The sequence below is a fragment of the Bacillus sp. SIMBA_008 genome, from assembly GCF_046535495.1.
GTDB lineage: Bacteria > Bacillota > Bacilli > Bacillales > Bacillaceae > Bacillus > Bacillus subtilis.
The window spans coordinates 1-316 of sequence record NZ_JAWRWL010000209.1; the positions used below are offsets into that span (position 1 = coordinate 1).

Annotated in this window: 1 pseudogene; it reads left to right on the forward strand. The window is 72.8% G+C overall.

What is annotated here, in order from left to right:
* A pseudogene (locus tag SB658_RS22855) lies at positions 1-316 on the forward strand (hypothetical protein); the annotation flags it as partial.

The following is a 316-nucleotide window of genomic DNA, read 5'->3' on the forward strand; positions in this document are numbered from 1 at the left end:
GATCCCCGAGCTCGCGGCCCCCGCGACGCCGACGGGGCTGGCGGTCGCCCGCGTCACGGCCGACGGCGTCGTGCTCGAGTGGGACGCGACGGCGAACGCCGACGAGTATGTGATCGAGCGCGCCGGATCCGATGGTTCCTTCGCGGAGATCACGACGGTCACCGAACCCGGCTACACCGACGAGGTCGACACCGCCGAGGCGTGGTCGTACCGGCTTACGGCTCGCAACGCCGCCGGATCCTCGCCCGTGACCGAGGCGGTCATCGCCGCCGCGTACGCGCAGCCCGAGGCACTCCCCGAGATCGGCGAGGGCGAT